This window comes from Ornithinimicrobium sufpigmenti (assembly GCF_004322775.1).
Classification (GTDB): domain Bacteria; phylum Actinomycetota; class Actinomycetes; order Actinomycetales; family Dermatophilaceae; genus Ornithinicoccus; species Ornithinicoccus sufpigmenti.
Map to the genome: position 1 here is coordinate 1,955,856 of NZ_CP036403.1, position 15,750 is coordinate 1,971,605.

Consider the following 15,750-nt stretch of genomic DNA (forward strand, 5'->3'; position numbering starts at 1 on the left):
AGATAGTGGAACCCTACTGTCATTCCAGCCAGCATGTCACCGACGACCTGCAGGGAAGGACCGACCTTGCTCACCCGCGCATACCAACACTCCCTCAACGGCAGCCATCTGCCCGCCGGGGAGCCGCTGCTCGAAGTGGAGGGCGTGTCGTTGCGCTTCGGCGGGGTCACCGCCCTGAGCGACATCAGCTTCACCGTCACCCAGGGTCACGTGCACGCCATCATCGGCCCCAACGGCGCCGGCAAGTCCTCGATGCTCAACTGCATCAGCGGGATCTACCACCCGCAGGAGGGCCAGGTCCGGCTGCAGACCGCCTCGGAGTCGGGGGAGCGCAAGATCTCGACGCTGACCCAGCTGCCGCCCTACAAGATCGCCCGTCTCGGCGTGGCCCGCAGCTTCCAGAACATCGAGCTCTTCTCCCACCTGACCGTGCTGGAGAACCTCATGCTCGGTCGGCACATCCACATGAGGCACAGCGTCGCCGCCTCCATGCTGTGGTTCGGCCCCGGCCGCAGGCAGGAGATCGCCCACCGCCAGCTCGTCGAGGAGGTCATCGACCTGCTTCAGCTGCAGGCCTTCCGCGCCAAGCCGGTCGGTGCGCTCGCCTACGGCATCCAGAAGCGGGTCGAGCTGGGGCGGGCCCTGTGCATCCAGCCTGCGCTGCTGCTGCTCGACGAGCCGATGGCCGGGATGAACGTGGAGGAGAAGGAGGACATGGCCCGCTACATCCTCGACGTCCACGAGCTGGCCGGCGTCAGCGTGGTCCTCATCGAGCACGACATGAACGTCGTCATGGACATCTCCGACCGGGTCAGCGTGCTCGACTTCGGCCGGCTCATCGCCGACGGCACCCCCGACGACGTCAAGACCAACCCTGCGGTGATCGAGGCCTACCTCGGCTCCGACGAGGAGGACTCCGCCGTCAGCGAGGCGCTGCAGACCATGCAGGAGCAGGTCGAGCACGAGCAGAGCGAGCAGCACCAGCCCGAGCAGGACGACCTCGCGCAGAACCGGCTGAAGGGCGACGCCCGTGGCTAGCCGCACGAAGAGTGCTGACCCGAAGGGGACAGGAGGGTCTCCGGGGGGTGAAGCCCCCGAGATGGCTACGTTCCCGCGACTGCTGCGTCAGCTGGCCGAGCAGCGCCCCGACGACGTGGCGATGCAGGAGAAGCTCTACGGCATCTGGCAGCCGATCACCTGGGCCGACTACGCGCGCCGCGTCCAGGACTTCGCCCACGGTCTGGCCGGCTTCGGTGTCGAGCGCGGCTCGATCGTCGCCGTCCTGGGCGACAACCGCCCCGAGTGGCTCATCGCCGAGCTCGCCGCCCAGAGCATGGGCGCGGCCGTCGTCGGCATCTACCCCACCTCCATCGGCGAGGAGCTCGAGCACATCCTGACGATGTCCGCGGCCCGTGTCGTGGTCGTCGAGGACCAGGAGCAGGTGGACAAGCTGCTGCGGCTCAAAGAAGGCCCGCTCGGCCGGCAGATCCAGCACGTCGTCTTCTACGACCCGCACGGGCTGGAGCAGTATGACGATCCCTGGCTGATCGACTTCACCGAGGTCGAGCGGCGCGGCCGGCAGCGGGCCGAGCAGCAGCCGCGGTGGTTCACCGAGCAGGTCGATCAAGGTCGCCCCGACGACATCGCGGTGATCTGCACCACCTCCGGCACGACCTCCAAGCCCAAGCTGGGGGAGCTGTCCCACCACAACCTGCTGGCGATGGCCCACAACCTCACCCAGATCGACCCGGCCGACAGCTCCTTCCGCTACGTCTCCTTCCTGCCGTTCGCCTGGATCGGCGAGCAGATGCTCGCGGTCGCGATCGGGCTGAGCCGCGGGCTGACCATCAGCTTCCCCGAGGACGCCTCGACGCAGCGCTCGGACCTGCGGGAGATCGGCCCGGACGTGATGTTCTCCCCTCCGCGGATCTGGGAGTCGATGCTCTCGGAGGTGCAGGTCCGCATCGACGAGGCCGGTTGGCTCAAGCGCAAGATCTTCGGCTGGGGCTACGACATCGGCGACAAGGCCGCCCGGGCCCGCGTCCAGGGCAAGAGCGGAGGCGGGGTGCTGACCAAGCTCGCCGACGCGGTCTCGACCCGCCCGGTCCGCGACCAGCTCGGGCTCGCGCGGGTCCAGCGCGCCTACACCGGCGGAGCCCCGCTCGGCCCCGACGTCTTCCGCTTCTTCCACGCCATCGGCGTCAACCTCAAGCAGATCTACGGCCAGACCGAGATCTGCGGGATCGCCGTCGTCCACCGCGACGACGACATCGCCTTCAACACCGTCGGCACCCCCATCCCCGGCACCGACCTGCGGATCAGCGAGGACGGCGAGATCCTCCTGCGCTCGGCCTCGGTCTTCCGCGGCTACCACCGCCAGCCCGAGGAGACGGCGAAGGCGGTCGACGAGCAGGGGTGGCTGCATACCGGAGACGCGGGATATCTGGACGAGGACGGGCACCTGGTCGTGATCGACCGCGCCAAGGACGTCCTCACGGCACCGGACGGCAGCCGCTACTCCAGCCAGTTCATCGAGAACAAGATCAAGTTCAGCCCCTACGTCGAGGAGGCCGTCGTCTTCGGGCCGGAGAAGGCCGGCCAGGGCATGACCGCCATGGTCATCCTCGACCCGGGCACCGTCGGGTCCTGGGCCGAGCACGAGCGGCTGTCCTACACGACCTACACCGACCTGGCGGCCAAGGACGAGGTCTACGAGCTCATCGCCGAGGAGATCGTGCACTCCAACGAGGACCTGCCGGAGGCGATCCGGGTCCAGCGGTTCGTGCTGCTGCACAAGCAGCTCGACCCCGACGACGACGAGATCACCCGCACCCGCAAGGTCCGGCGCAACGTCATCGACGAGCGCTACGCCGCCATCATCGCGGCCCTGCGCGCCGGCGAGAACGAGGCCCGGATCAGCAGCCGGGTCACCTATCAGGACGGCACGTCCGTCGTCCGGGAGCTGGCCCTGCGCATCTTCGACCTGACCACCTACGCGATCCCGCAGGGGCGGGGCAGACGACCGGTATGGAGTGGGCGCCGATGAGCGACAGCGTCGTGAGGACACGAGCGTGCGAGGCCCGCAGCGGCGCGCGGAGCTCAGCGAGGGAGGCGCGATGAGTACGTTCGTCAGTGTGCTGGCCTACGGGCTGGCCGACGGGGCGATCCTGGCGCTGGCCGCGCTCGGCTTCGTGCTGATCTACAAGGCCACGTCCGTCATCAACTTCGCCCAGGGCGAGTTCCTGCTGGTGGGCGCCTACATGTTCTACACCGCGTTCGTGGTGATGGGGCTGCCGCTGCTGGTGGCCGTCGTCGTCGGGGTCGTGGTCGCCACCCTCATCGGCGTGCTCGTCGAGCGGCTCATCCTGCGGCCGATGATCGGCGAGAGCGCTATCAGCATCATCATGGTCACGATCGGGCTGTCCTCGCTGCTGCGGGCGCTGGTGCAGATGTTCTACGGCACCAACCCGCGGTCGATGCCGGCGATCCTGCCCCGTGGGTCCGTGGACATCCTGGGTGCCACGGTTCCGCTCAACCGGCTGCTCGTCATCCTCGTCGCCGCGGTCGTGCTCACCGCGTTCACGCTCTTCTTCCGCAAGTCCCGGCACGGCATCGCGATGCGCGCCGTGGCCGACGACCAGCAGGCGGCGATGACGCAGGGCATCTCGGTGCGACGCATCTTCGCCATGTCCTGGGCGCTGGCCGGCGTCAGCGCGCTCATCGCCGGCGTCCTGCTCGCCGACATCTCCACGGTCGACCAGAACATCGCGGCGTTCGGCCTGCTCGTCTTCCCCGTCGTCATCCTCGGCGGCCTGGACTCGGTGCCCGGCACGATCGTCGGCGGCATGATCATGGGCCTGCTCATCCAGGCCACGGGCACCTACTGGGAGGCCGGGCTGGCCACCGTCGTCCCCTACATCGTCCTTGTCCTCATCCTGCTGGTGAAGCCCTACGGGCTGTTCGGCGAGACCCGTATCGAGAGGGTGTGAGCAGACCATGGCCATGACCGCCACCGGCGTGCACCACCGGTCCTACACCTCCGAGCTGAAGCTGCGGGCGACCCGGGCGGAGTACGTCCGGCTCGCGCTGATGGGCGTGCTGCTCGTCGTCCTGCCGTTCGTCCTCGACAACTACTGGATGTCGATCGCCAACACGATCCTCATCGCCGTCATCGGCGCCGTCGGCCTCAACATCCTGGTCGGCTACACCGGCCAGATCTCCCTGGGCCAGGGCGGCTTCCTCGCCGTGGGCGCCTACACCTCGGTGATCCTCTCGGACCGGATGGGTATGCCGACCCCGCTCGCCATCGCCTTCGCGGTGATCATGACCGCGGTGGTCGGCACCTTCTTCGGCCTGCCCGGCCTGCGGCTCAAGGGGCTGTACCTGGCGATCGCCACGCTGGCCAGCCAGCAGATCATCGAGTTCCTCATCCGCCGCGACATCGGTGACTTCCTCACCGGCGGGCTGGGCTACATCAACGTCGAGCGCTTCGGCTTCCTGGGCTTCCAGGTCGGCGGCCGGGACGTCTTCGAGCGGCAGTGGTACGTCATCCTCGCGATCCTGGCCGTGCTGTCGGTGATGGCCGCCCGCAACCTCTTCCGCACCGGCCTGGGCCGCTCGTTCATGGCGGTGCGCGACCAGGACATCGCGGCCGAGGCGATCGGTGTCAACCTGACCCGGGCCAAGCTGACGGCCTTCGCCGTCTCCTCCGGCTTCGTCGGCCTCGCCGGCGCCCTCACGGCGCACTACAGCGAGGTCGTCTCGTGGGAGAAGTTCACCCTGCAGGTCTCCATCACCTACCTGGCCATGATCATCGTCGGCGGCCTCGGCAGCATCGCCGGCTCGGTCTACGGGGCGATCTTCATCACCCTGCTGCCGGTGGTCATCCGCAACGTCGCCAACGCCTTCGAGTCGGCCGTGCCGTTCCTGAGCAACCAGCTGCCCGCGGTGCAGAACGCCATCTTCGGCCTGGTCATCATCCTCTTCCTCATCATCGAACCCAGAGGGCTGAACCGGCTCTGGGAACGGATCAAGGAGTACTTCCGGTTCTGGCCCTTCCGCTACTAGCCCCCGTGACCGACCCACCACCCGCACCTCCGTTGCCACCCATCCCGACCCAGCGCACGACATACCTGCTCAACACCCTCAAGGAGAGACCCATGAACCGCACTCGACGTGGCGCCCTGATCGCCTCACTCGCTGCTCTGACGCTGGGGCTGTCGGCCTGCGGCAACGGCGACGGCGGAGGTGGCGACGGTGAGGCCAGCCCGATCCCGATCGGCATCATCGCGGACCTGACCGGCGCCACCGGTGACGTCGGCACGCCCTACAACGAGGGCATGCTCGCCTACATCGACCACCTCAACGCCGAGGGCGGCATCGACGGCCGGCAGATCGAGGCCGACTCCAACGACTACGCCTACGAGGTGCCGCAGGCCGAGGACCTCTACCGCCAGTACCTCAACGACGGCGTCGTCGCCGTCCAGGGCTGGGGTACGGGCGACACCGAGGCGCTGCACACGCGCGTCGCCCAGGACGAGCTGCCGTTCATGTCCGGCTCGTTCGCCGAGTCGCTCACCGACCCGAACGAGGCGCCCTACAACTTCGTCGTCGCACCCACCTACTCCGACCAGATGCGCGTCGCCCTGAACTGGATCAACGAGGACTCCGGCGGCGAAGCCGAGGTCGCCGTCTTCCACAACGACAGCCCCTTCGGTACCGCCCCGGTCGCCGACGGCGAGGCGTGGATCGAGGAGAACGGCTACGGCCTCGGCTACCAGGCCTACGCCATGCCCGGTGGCCAGCAGAACTACGTCGGCCTGCTCAACCAGGCGCAGAGCCAGGGCGCGCAGTACATCGTCATCCAGAACGTCGCCAGCCCGGCCGCGCTGGTCGCCAGGGACATCGCCGACCAGAACCTCGACATGACGATCGTCTGCCTCAACTGGTGCGGCAACGAGCTGTTCATCGACACCGCCGGCGAGGAGGCTGCCGAGGGCCACATGCTGATCCAGCCGTTCGCCCCGCTCGGCGTGGAGAAGGAGGGCCACGGCGTCATCAACGAGTACCTCGAGGAGGAGGGCATCGACCCCGAGACCATCGGCACCTCGTGGGTGCAGGGCTGGTACGTCATGCACATCATGGCCGAAGGCATCCGGCACGCGGTGGAGAACAGTGACGGTGAGGACATCACCGGGCCGATGATCCGGGAGGCCCTGGAGACGATGGGCGCGATCGACACCGGCGGCGTCGTCGGTGAGGGCAGCGTCGAGTTCTCCGCCGACAGCCACCGCGGCTCCACCGGCACCGGTGTCTACCGGGCCGAGGGCGGCCAGATGGTCGAGGTCGAGGCGGGCGCCACGCCATGAGCACCGCTGCGACTCCGGCGGGGGCGGCCCAGCACACCAGGGCCGCCCCCACCGGGGCCGACCCGGCCATGCTCGTCCTCAACAACGTCGAGGTCATCTACGACGGCGTGATCCTGGTGCTGCGGGGCCTGTCCCTGGCGGTGCCGGAGCACCAGATCGTGGCGCTCCTGGGCTCCAACGGGGCGGGCAAGTCGACCACCCTCAAGGCCGTCTCCGGGCTGCTGCCCAGCGAGCGGGGCGAGGTCACCGACGGGTCGGTCCTGTTCAAGGGTGAGGACATCACCAGGATGGACGCCCCCGCCCGGGTCAAGCGCGGCATGAGCCTGGTGATGGAGGGGCGGCACGTCTTCGAGCACCTCACCATCGCCGAGAACCTCGTGGCCGGCGCCTACACCCGCAGCGGGAAGGAGTCGGCCGAGGACCTGGACACGGTCTACGAGTTCTTCCCGAAGCTGGCCGACATGCGCAACCGGGTCGCGGGCTACCTCTCCGGCGGCGAGCAGCAGATGCTGGCCATCGGGCGGGCGCTGATGTCGCGGCCGCAGCTGCTCATGCTCGACGAGCCGTCGCTGGGCCTGGCACCGCTGCTGGTGCAGGAGATCTTCGGCTACGTCAAGCGCCTCAACGAGGAGACCGGGCTGACCGTGCTGGTCATCGAGCAGAACGCTCGCCGGGCCCTGGAGGTCGCCGACCACGGCTACATCATGGAGCAGGGCCGGATCGTGCTCGAGGGCCCGGCCGCCGAGCTGCGGGAGAACCCGGACGTCAAGGAGTTCTACCTCGGTCTCGGGGACGAGGGCGGCCGCAAGTCGTTCCGGGACGTCAAGCACTACAAGCGGCGCAAGCGCTGGTTGTGACCGACCCGCGGTGCCCGGCACGAGGACGCACGGCCGGCACCGCCTACCGCATACCGAACTGCAAGGAAAAGAGGACCCATGTCGATCGAGGCTGCCCTGCAACAGCGGGCTGAGGCCCTGGCGCCGGCGCTGGCGGAGGTGGTGCGCGGCGCGGCCGAGCGTGTGTCGGGTTTCGCGGCGCGCCTCGCGCAGGCGGGCACGGACGTGGAGGCGGTATGCGGCTCGCCCGGCCTGGGTGCGCTGCCGGTCCTGTCCAAGGACGACCTGGTCGAGCGGCAGCGCACCGAGCCCCCGCACGGTGGGCTGCTGGCGGCTGAGGCGCAGGTCGCCCGCTGGTTCCAGTCGCCGGGGCCGCTCTACGAGCCGCAACTGGTCGACGCCGACTGGCGCTGGGGCCAGGCGCTGGGTGACCTGGGCGTGGGGTCGGGTGATGTGGTGCTCAACTGCTTCGGCTACCACCTGTCGCCGGCGGGGGCGATGCTGGAGCAGGGTGCGCGCTCGGTCGGCGCCTCGGTGCTCCCGGGCGGCATCGGCAACCAGGACCTGCAGGCCCGGGCGATCGCCGACCTGGGGGTCAGCGCCTACACCGGGCTGCCGTCCTACCTCAAGGCGCTGACCGAGGCCTTCGACAAGGCCGGGCTCCCTGCGGAGCGGTGGCGGTTGGAGCGGGCGCTGGTCACCGCCGAGCCGCTGCCGGACTCGCTGCGGGCGGTGCTGAGCGAGCGGGTGCCGCACCTGCGGATGGCCTACGGCACGGGCGAGACGGGGCTGCTGGCGTGGGAGCCTGCGGGGGAGGAGCCCGGCCAGGGGCTGGTGCTCGCCGACGGGGTCGACGTGCAGGTGTGCGCGATCGGCACCGGGGAGCCGGTGACCGACGAGACCGAGGGCGAGGTGGTCATCTCGTTGCTGCGCGCCGACTACCCACTGATCCGCTTCGGCACCGGTGACCTGTCCGGCTGGATGCTCGGTCCGGACGGCACGCCGCGCTTGCGCGGTGTGCTGGGCCGCGTCGGGCAGGCGGTCAAGGTCAAGGGCATGTTCCTGCACCCGCGCCAGGTGGTGGCCGTGATGGACGGCGTGCCCGGTGTGCGGGACTACCGCTTCGTCATCGACCGCGTCGACCACGTCGATCAGCTGGCCTGCCACGTCGTGGTCGACGGCAGCGTGGCGTCGGAGGAGCTAGCGTCCTCGCTCACCACGCGGATCCGCGACGGCCTGCGCTTCCGCACCGACGTGCAGGTCGTGGACGACCTGGGCGAAGGCGAGGGCTCCATCGTGGACCGCCGCGACTGGAGCTGAGGCGCGGCGGCCACCCGCAGGCTGTCTTGCCTCGGAACTTCTGGATCTCCAGCCACTCGCGCCTCAGCAGCCTCACCTGCCGGCCCTGCACGATCTGGGGTCAAGGTTGTGCTGAGGACTCACCCCTCCGCGCGTTGTCTCCACCACCAGAACGTGGGATCCAGGTTGTGCGGACGCAGCGGCCAGCCGGCATGTCCTCGCCGACGGCAGCGTGGTGGGAGGCATCGGTTCCTCCTCAGGGTGACTCACCATCTGCTCAGAGGAGGGTCATCACACCGAGGGGGAGGAGGTTCGCGGCTCTGCGCGCGGCGATCACCGCCAGGATCTACTCGGTCTGTGCCGTCAGCCCGAGAGCCTCGATAGCGGCCACCGCCGCGGCCTCGTCGTTGTCCGAGCTGTCCCCGGTGATGCCTACGGCCCCCAGGAGGGTGCCCTGGCCGTCACGGACGAGTACCCCGCCAGGCACCGGCACGAGCGCACCCCCGATCGCGGAGGTGGCTGCGGCGATGAAGTACGGCTGCTGCTCGGCCCTGGCCATGAGGGCACGGGAGCCTAGACCCATGGCGATGGCCCCGTGCGCCTTGCCGTAGGCGATGTCGAAGCGCCTGGCGGACGAGCCGTCTTCACGCTCGGCCGACACCACGTGGCCGCCCGCGTCGAGGACGACCACGGTGAGGGGCTTGAGCCCGCGGTCCTTGGCCGCGGCACGCGCTCCGGCGATGAGGCGACGGGCCGCCTCCAGATCAATTGTCATGACAGTGCTCCTGGTGCTTGAAGAGTCAGGGCATGCGCTCGTCAGCGGCGGTACGGTCCGCGCTCCGGCTACCCGCCGCCACCAGCGCCTCGCGGACCAGCTCGACGGGGTGCCAGGCGCTGCGCTCAGTGCCGTGGAAGATCTGCTCGCGGCAGGAAGTCCCCGTCGCGCAGATGACGGTCTCGGCCGTCTCAGCCCGGACGGCGGGGAAGAGCCGGTCCTCACCGATCTGCATGGAGATCTCGTAGTGCTCAGCCTCGTAGCCGAAGGACCCCGCCATGCCGCAGCAGCCGGCGTCGACCTCGATCACCTCGGCGCCGGGGATCCGCCGCAGCAGCGCCACCGTCGCGGCCGTGCCGACCTCGGCCTTCTGGTGGCAGTGGCCGTGGTAGAGGATGCGCCTCCCAGCGAGCCACGAGTCGGCGGCCAGCTCGAGCGCGCCGGAGTCGATCGCCTCGGTGAGCAGCTCCTCTACCTGTCGGACGCGGCCCGCCACCGATACCGCCCGGGCGTCGCCAGGCAGCATTGACAGCGTCTCGTCGCGCAGGGTGAACAGGCACGAGGGCTCGCACCCCACGATCGGCGACTCCTGCGAGCCGGCCGCCAGTGTCGATATCAGGTCCGCGGCGCTGGCCTTCGCCTGGTCGACGAGCCCCTTGGACAGGGCTGAGCGCCCGCAGCAGCCGGAGCTGACCAGGTCGACGCCCCAACCAGCGCGCTCTAGCAGCTCGATCGCCGCCCGCCCGATGTGCGGCTCGGTGAAGGAGGTGAACGAGTCGGCGAGGAAACGGACGGTCCCAGCGTCGGCCGGCGCAGGCTGCACGGGACTCCCGGGACCGCGCCGGTCGAACCACCTGATCAGGTTCTTGGAGTGGAAGGTCGGCAGCGGACGCTGGTGGGCGATGCCCAGCGCCTTCTCCATCGCCTTGCGCCCGGGCCCTACCTTGCCCGCCAGGTTCGCGGCGGGAGCCATGCGGGAGCCGAGCTTGTTGAGGCTGCGGATCGAGCCGAACACCCGCGAGCGGGGAGGTATGCCGTGCACGTCGTGGCGGTGGGAGAGCGTCTCGCTCTTGAGCTTGGCCATGTCGACGCCCAGTGGGCACTCCGACTTGCAGGCCTTGCACATCAGGCAGAGGTCCAGCACCTCGTGCAGCCGCTCGTCGCCGAGGGCCGCCTTGGGGTCGGCCTCGGACAGCGCCTTGACCAGGGCGTTGGCCCGACCTCGGGTCGAGTCCTCCTCCTGCAGGGTGGCCATGTAGGAGGGGCACATCGCCCCGACGTGGGTCTTGCGGCAGACCCCGATGTTCATGCACCGGTCCGCGGCCCCGCGCATGCCGCCGTTGACGGAGAAGTCCAGGCGGGTCCGAAACATCGGCGCCGGCGGCAGCGCCGCGTCGCGCAGGTTGTCGGTCATGGGGGGCGCGTTGACGATCTTGCCGGGGTTGAGGGTACCGGCCGGGTCGAAGAGGGCCTTGACCTCGCGCATCGCCTCGTAGAGGTCGTCGCCGAAGATCTCACGGTTGAACTCGCTGCGGGCCAGCCCGTCCCCATGCTCAGAGGAATTGACTCCGCCGAACTCCCGGACGAGGTCCTTGACCTGGACAGCGACTCGGCGCATCTTGGCCACCTCGTCAGGGTCGGCAAGGTCGACGAAGGGCCGGATGTGCAGGCAGCCGACGGACGCGTGCCCGTAGAAGCCGGCCGTCATGCCCTCGGCGTCGAGGATGTCCTTGAAGCGGGTCGTGTAGTCCGCGAGCACCTCCGGCGGCACCGCAGTGTCCTCGACGAAGGCGAGCGGGCGGTTGGTCCCCTGGCTGGCAGCCATGAGCAGGCCAAGGCTCGACTTGCGCACCTTCATCAGGGACTGCTGCTCCGCGGGCGTGATGAGGCGCAGGGTGGCGTAGCCATGCCCGTGCTGCTCCCAGATGCGCGAGACGGCGTCGACCTGCGCGCCGAGCTCGTCGAGGTCCTCGCCGGTGAAGGAGACGAAAAGCAGCGCGTCGGGGTCGCCCACCAGCACCTCGCCCAGGCCGGCGTACTCGATCTTGCTGCGTGACAGGTCGAGAATTGTGCGGTCCATCAGCTCGACCTGCGCTGGGTCGAGCGCCAGCGCGTCGGTCGTGGCCTCGATGGCGGCCTGCGGACTGGTGAAGTGGCCCACGGCGAAGACGGTGTGCCTGGGCTTGGGCACCAGGTCCACCTCGGCCTCGGTCACCACGACCAGGGTGCCCTCGGCGCCGACGACAAACTTGGCGAGGTCGAAGGGCTGAGGGACCTCGTCGGAGACCAGACGGTCCAACCGGTAGCCGCAGGCACGGCGCCAGAACGGCGGGAACCCCTCGTCGATCGAGGGTCGGTACGCCTGGACGATGTCGGGCAGTCCGCGGTGAATTGCGCCGGCGAGACCGGGCTCCTCGGCGCGGCGCGCCCGCTGCTCCTCGGTGAGCGGTTCGAGCCGGGTGACCGTGCCGTCGGCGAGGACCACCTCCAGGGAACGGACGTGGTCGATCGTCATGCCGTAGCGCACGGACCCCGACCCGGCCGAGTTGTTGCCGATCATCCCGCCGATGGTGGCGCGGTTGGAGGTCGAGGTGTCCGGTCCGAACATCAGCCCGTGGGGGGCCGCTGCCCGGTTGAGGTCGTCCTGCACGACGCCCGGCTGGACGATGGCACGCCGACCCTCGGGGTCGAGGCTGCGGATCTGACGCATGTGGCGCGACAGGTCCAGGATCAGGCCCTCGCTGGTGGTCTGCCCGGCCAGGGAGGTGCCGGCCCCACGTGCAGTGACGGGTATCCCGTGCCGTGCCGCGATCTTCACCGCGGCCGCGACGTCGGCGGTGTCGCGGGGGAAGACCACACCCTCCGGCATGAGGGTGTACATGCTCGCGTCCCGCGAGAACAGGTGCCGGGTGTAGTCGTCGAAGGCGACCTCCCCGGAGAGAGCCTCGCGCAGCTCGCGCTCGAGGTCGGAGGGGGCAGCGGGCGCGGGTGACGGTGGAGCGGTGGTGCTGGTCATGCGCGGGCACCCTCCTCGAGGACGGCCATCGCCGCCACGACGCCGTCGTCGGCGACCGGGACGTCCGAGAGGCGCAGTCCCATCTGCACGCCGGCGAGGGCGCCCAGCAGCGTGAGGTCGTTGATCCAGCCCAGGTGGCCGATGCGGAAGACGGTGCCGGCCAGCTTGCCCAGGCCCGCGCCGAGCGACATGTCGAACCGGTCCAGGATCAGCGCCCGCAAGGCGTCGGCGTCGTGCCCCTCGGGCATGAGGACGGCGGTGAGGACGGGGGAGTGGTAGCGCTCGTCGAGGCAGAGCACCTCCAGGCCCCAGGCGTTGACCGCGGCGCGGGTGGCAGCCGCGTGGCGCTGGTGCCGGGCCAGGACGTTCTCCATCCCCTCCTCCTGGAAGATCTGGAGGGCGACCTCCAGACCGAAGAGCAGGTTGGTGGACGGCGTGGTGGGCCAGAAGCCCCGCTCGTTGGCGGCCAGGATCGGCTCCCAGTCCCAGTAGGACCGAGCTGCACCTCCGCGCCGGGAGGCCTCGATCGCCTTGTCACTGACCGCGTTGAAGCCCAGGCCCGGCGGGAGCATGAGGCCCTTCTGGGAGCCGGCGATGGTGACGTCGACACCCCACTCGTCGTGCCGGTACTCGGCCGATCCCAGGCCGGAGATGGTGTCGACCATGAGCAGCGCCGGGTGACCGGCTGCGTCGATGGCGTCGCGTACGGCGCGGATGTCGCTGGTCACGCCGGTAGAAGTCTCGTTGTGGACGCAGCACACCGCCTTGATGGTGTGGTCGGTGTCCTGCTCCAGTCGCTCCCCGATCGCCTCGGGGTCCACCCCGTGGCGCCAGTCGGAGTCGATCACCTCTGGCTTCAGCCCGAGGCGTGAGGCCATCTCGACCCACAGGCTGGCGAAGTGGCCGGTCTCGTAGAAGAGCACCTGGTCACCGGGAGACAAGGTGTTGGCTAGCGCGCCCTCCCAGGCGCCGGTGCCGGAAGAGGAGTAGATGATGACCGGGTTGGTCGTGCCGAAGACCGGCTTGATCGCCTCGAGCACTCGCCGCCCGAGTTGCTGGAACTCGGGGCCTCGGTGGTCGATCGTCGTCGCGGAGATCGCGCGCAGGACGGCGTCTGGCTCGGGTGAGGGACCGGGGATCTGAAGGAAGTGACGACCCATGAGGGGGAGACCTCTCTGTCTGGATTTTCAGCGGAGCTCTGTCCGGTCACCGCTTGACGCGGCGGGCGACATGGGGGCAGCGTATAACATCGAACGAAACTTTTATTCCGCCAGATGGAATCTGGCTTTCACACGCGACATCCCACTGAGTAAGGAGCCGTGCATCCATGGTGGCACCGCTGGCCGGCATCACCGTGGTGGAGGTCGGGGTGTTCATGGCGGCTCCGTTCGCCACCATGCAGCTCGCCGACCTCGGGGCGCGAGTGATCAAGGTGGAGTCGCCGACCATGCCGGACCCCACCCGTCAGGTCGGCCCGATGGTGCAAGGACGCTCCTCACCGTTCCTGCGGCTAAACCGCAACAAGGAGTCTGTGACGGTGGACTACAAGACGGCCGAGGGGCATGCGGCGATGCTGGCACTTCTGGACGATGCCGACGTGTTGGTCGAGAACCTGCGCCCCGGAGCGCTCTCCCGCGCCGGGCTCGGCCCTGACGTGCTCCTGGAGCGCAACCCCCGGTTGATCTACTGCTCCGTCTCCGGCTGGGGCCAGACAGGTCCCCTAGCCTCGCACCCAGGGCTGGACATCATGGCCCAGGCGCGCTCGGGCCTGATGAGCATCACCGGCGAACCCGACGGCGAGCCGGCCAAGCTCGGCATACCCGTCGCCGACCTGTCCGCAGGGCTGTACTCCACCATCGGCATCCTGGCGGCGCTGCGCGACCGTGAGCGCACCGGCCGCGGCGACGTCATCGACGTCTCGCTCTACGAGTCGGCGGTGTCACTGGCGGTGTGGGAGGCGGGCAAGCACTTCGGCGGTGGACGGGCTGGCGGAAGGCACGGGTCGGCCCACCAGTCGCAGGCGCCCTACCAGGCGATGCCGACCCAGGACGGCTACGTCACCTTCGGCGCGATCACGCCAGCGACATGGCAGGCGCTGTGCGAGGTGCTCGACGCGGAGGAGCTTCTGAACGACGAGCGCTACGCGACTTCACAGACGCGTTTCGACCACCGGGACGAGCTGATCCCGGCACTGGAGCGGCATACCCGCGGGCTGACCTCCGCCCAGCTGCTGGAGCGCTTGGAGGAGGCTGGCGTGCCCTGCGCACCGGTGGCTGAGTTCGACGAGGTCTTCGCCTCCGAGCACCTGCGCGCGCGGCAGTTCTTCTGGGACGCGGAGTCCGAGGAGCTCGGGCCGCAGCGGCAGCTGGGCAGCCCGGTGCACTTCCGCCGCCTGCGGACCAGGCGCGACGGCCCCGGCCCCGACCTCGGCGCCGACACCGAACGCGTGCTCGCCCCCCTCCTGCGGGACCCGCAGGACCCCTCCCCGAACCATCGTGAGGCCCCGGCGGAGGAGGACTGATGACACAGTTGACGACGAACGTCGACGGTCCGGTCCTCACCGTCACCTTCGACCGCCCGGAGGCGCGCAACGCCATGACCTGGGCGATGTATGAGGAACTGCTCCAGACCTGTGGCCGGGTCAACGCCGATGAGAGTCTGCGGGTGCTGCTGCTGCGCGGCTCTGGCGGGGCGTTCGTGGCCGGGACCGACATCAGTCAGTTCCTGGAGTTCGAGGACGGCTCGGACGGGGTGCGGTATGAGGCGCGCGTCGAGGAGATCGTGTCGACGCTGGCTTCCGTCGACGCCGTCACCGTCGCGGCGGTCGAGGGGGCGTGCGTCGGCGGAGGGCTCGCGCTCGCGGCCGCGTGCGACCTGCGGGTCGCCGATGAGTCGGCGGTCTTCGGCGTGCCGATCGCCCGCACCCTGGGCAACTGCCTCTCCGCCGCCAACGTCGATCGCCTGGTTCGGCTCATGGGTCGCGGGACCGCGGGTGAGCTGCTCCTCCTCGGCCGCTTGCTTCCCGCTACCCGCATGCTGGACGTCGGCTTCGTCCAGGAGGTGGCGCCGACGGAGGGTTTCGACGCGATGGTCTCCGAGGTGGTGGGTCGTCTCGCCGCGCACGCCCCGTTGACCCTGTGGGCCTCGCGCGGCATGCTGCGGGCGACCGCGGGCGTGCCGCTGCCCACCAGCGAGGAGCAGATGATCGCTCGGGTCTACGGCAGCGAGGACTTCCGCAGCGGTGTCCAGGCGTTCGTCGACAAGACCCGTCCGGTTTGGCGGGGGGCGTAGTGAGACCATCCCAGGGGGCCTGCGACCGATCCGGTTCTGGCCTCCTGGGGCCATTGACAGCCCGGTCAGGGGCTGCCCATACTGGGCCTGCTCCGCCCGAGTCTTCCACTTGGTGGAAGACTCATACCGCTGTGCAGAAGCTCAGCAATGACCGGGGTCGAGACT

General features: G+C 69.5%; 12 protein-coding genes. 9 read left to right on the forward strand and 3 right to left on the reverse strand.

All coding sequences use genetic code 11. From position 1 onward, the window contains the following. Positions 1–66 precede the first annotated feature (66 nt). From ESZ52_RS08880 to ESZ52_RS08910, 7 genes are all read left to right on the forward strand, one after another. Positions 67–1,038 carry an ABC transporter ATP-binding protein gene (locus tag ESZ52_RS08880; protein ID WP_238154396.1) on the forward strand — a complete coding sequence of 324 codons (972 nt, stop codon included), beginning with the start codon at positions 67–69 and terminating at the stop codon, positions 1,036–1,038. A 61-nt stretch (positions 1,039–1,099) separates the two neighbouring features. After that, positions 1,100–3,046 (forward strand): AMP-binding protein, encoded by a 1,947-nt coding sequence (locus tag ESZ52_RS08885; protein WP_131104626.1) that lies wholly within the window; start codon positions 1,100–1,102, stop codon positions 3,044–3,046. 70 nt (positions 3,047–3,116) lie between these two features. After that, on the forward strand, positions 3,117–3,989 hold the full coding sequence (locus ESZ52_RS08890) for a branched-chain amino acid ABC transporter permease (RefSeq protein ID WP_131104627.1): 873 nt from the start codon (positions 3,117–3,119) through the stop codon (positions 3,987–3,989). 7 nt (positions 3,990–3,996) lie between these two features. Beyond that, positions 3,997–5,067 carry a branched-chain amino acid ABC transporter permease gene (locus tag ESZ52_RS08895; RefSeq protein WP_131104628.1) on the forward strand — a complete coding sequence of 357 codons (1,071 nt, stop codon included), beginning with the start codon at positions 3,997–3,999 and terminating at the stop codon, positions 5,065–5,067. Between the two features lie 92 nt (positions 5,068–5,159). After that, positions 5,160–6,368 carry an ABC transporter substrate-binding protein gene (locus tag ESZ52_RS08900; protein ID WP_131104629.1) on the forward strand — a complete coding sequence of 403 codons (1,209 nt, stop codon included), beginning with the start codon at positions 5,160–5,162 and terminating at the stop codon, positions 6,366–6,368. Next, on the forward strand, positions 6,365–7,225 hold the full coding sequence (locus ESZ52_RS08905) for an ABC transporter ATP-binding protein (protein WP_425600042.1): 861 nt from the start codon (positions 6,365–6,367) through the stop codon (positions 7,223–7,225). Before ESZ52_RS08900 ends, ESZ52_RS08905 begins: the two co-directional genes overlap by 4 nt. Positions 7,226–7,303: 78 nt before the next feature. Beyond that, complete coding sequence (locus tag ESZ52_RS08910) at positions 7,304–8,524, forward strand: phenylacetate--CoA ligase family protein (RefSeq protein ID WP_131104630.1); 1,221 nt, start codon at positions 7,304–7,306, stop codon at positions 8,522–8,524. A 325-nt stretch (positions 8,525–8,849) separates the two neighbouring features. Here the strand turns inward: ESZ52_RS08910 and ESZ52_RS08915 are convergent, their stop codons facing one another. Genes ESZ52_RS08915 through ESZ52_RS08925 form a run of 3 tightly spaced genes read right to left on the reverse strand, consistent with a single transcriptional unit; the run spans position 8,850 to position 13,454 of the window. Further along, positions 8,850–9,278, reverse strand: coding sequence for a GlcG/HbpS family heme-binding protein (locus ESZ52_RS08915; protein WP_131104631.1), 429 nt, complete (start codon positions 9,276–9,278; stop codon positions 8,850–8,852). Positions 9,279–9,303: 25 nt separating this feature from the next. Beyond that, the gene (locus ESZ52_RS08920) at positions 9,304–12,294 is read right to left on the reverse strand and encodes an FAD-binding and (Fe-S)-binding domain-containing protein (RefSeq protein ID WP_131104632.1); all 2,991 of its coding nucleotides are present in this window, start codon (positions 12,292–12,294) and stop codon (positions 9,304–9,306) included. Then, positions 12,291–13,454 (reverse strand): pyridoxal-phosphate-dependent aminotransferase family protein, encoded by a 1,164-nt coding sequence (locus ESZ52_RS08925; RefSeq protein WP_131104633.1) that lies wholly within the window; start codon positions 13,452–13,454, stop codon positions 12,291–12,293. Before ESZ52_RS08925 ends, ESZ52_RS08920 begins: the two co-directional genes overlap by 4 nt. A 167-nt stretch (positions 13,455–13,621) precedes the next feature. Here ESZ52_RS08925 and ESZ52_RS19460 point away from each other — a divergent pair, with 167 nt between their 5' ends. Continuing rightward, positions 13,622–14,815 carry a CaiB/BaiF CoA transferase family protein gene (locus ESZ52_RS19460; protein WP_131104634.1) on the forward strand — a complete coding sequence of 398 codons (1,194 nt, stop codon included), beginning with the start codon at positions 13,622–13,624 and terminating at the stop codon, positions 14,813–14,815. Further along, positions 14,815–15,585, forward strand: coding sequence for an enoyl-CoA hydratase (locus tag ESZ52_RS19465; protein WP_131104635.1), 771 nt, complete (start codon positions 14,815–14,817; stop codon positions 15,583–15,585). Before ESZ52_RS19460 ends, ESZ52_RS19465 begins: the two co-directional genes overlap by 1 nt. Positions 15,586–15,750: the final 165 nt, after the last annotated feature.